General features: G+C 66.7%; 1 protein-coding gene. It reads right to left on the bottom strand.

Annotated elements, in window-relative coordinates:
- Window positions 1–1,247, bottom strand: a 1,247-nt coding sequence (locus ACWC1K_RS50675; RefSeq protein WP_450841006.1) for a condensation domain-containing protein, incomplete at both ends; no start/stop codon positions are given.

Below are 1,247 nucleotides of genomic sequence, written 5' to 3' on the forward strand. Positions count from 1 at the left end.
TCATCGACCCCAACCAGCCGCTCCCGCTCCCCCGACCCCAGCACATCCACCCGGCCCACCAGAACCCGCGGATCCACCACCACCTGCCGCAACACGCGCGCCAGACGAGAGGCGATCTGTTCGACCGAGTCCTGGTGGAACAGATTCTGTTGGTAGTGGAGCGCCAGCCGCAGTTCGGGCTCGACTTCGGCCATCACGGTCAGGGGGTAGTGGGTGCTGGAGATCGGACGGATGCCCGTGACGGCGATCCCGGCTGTTGCGTTCGCCGCGTTGATGCCGAGCCGATCCACCGGATACGACTCGAACACCACGAGCGTGTCGAAGAGGGTCGGAATGGTGGTGGCCTGCTGGATGTCCGACAGGCTGTGGTGGTGATGGTCCAGCAGGACCGCCTGCCGCTTCTGAAGACCGGCCAGGAGCTGGGCGAACGACTCACCCGGCACGCATTCCACCCGGACGGGAAGCGTGTTGATGAACATGCCGACCATCGCGTCGACCCCGTGCACCGCCGCCGGCCGACCCGAGACCGTCGCACCGAACACCACGTCCGACCGACCCGTCAACTGCCCCAGCAACACAGCCCAAGCACCCTGCACCAGCGTGTTGACCGTGACACCCAGCTCCGCGGCACGCCGGGACAGCGCCCTTGCATCCAACGCCGACAGCGGCACACCCGCCTGCCCGATACCCGAACTCCCCTGGTCGGTGACGGCCTCGGGAACCAGCAGCGTCGGCTCCTCCAGACCGTCGAGCTCCCTGGCCCAGGCCTGAGCCGCCACCTCCTGGTCCTGCTCGTCGAGCCAGACCAGGAAGTCACGGTAGGCACGCGCCCGCGGCAGCACGGCCGCATCACCCCCCGACCCGTACAAACGCAGAATGTCCTGCATCAGGATCGGGAACGACCAACCGTCGAAGAGGACGTGGTTGGCTGTGAGGATGAGTTCGCAGTGGTCAGGGCCCATCCTGACCAGGGTGAGCCGCAGCATGGGGGGCGTGGCCGGGTCGAAGTGCGCGGCATGGTCCTCGACGAGGAATTTTTCCAAGGCTTCGCCACGGGCGTTGCCGGAAAGCTCGCTCAGGTCGAGTTCGCACCAAGGAAGTTCGACGCCGTCGACGACGATCTGAACCTGATGCCCAGCGGAGTCGGTGACGAACGCGGTGCGTAGGTTGGGATACCGGTCAAGCAGGGCCTGTCCGGCCGCTCGCATGCGCTCGGCTTCAACCGGGCCCTCGATGTGGAAGGCCAG

The organism is Streptomyces sp. NPDC001492 (genome assembly GCF_053597275.1).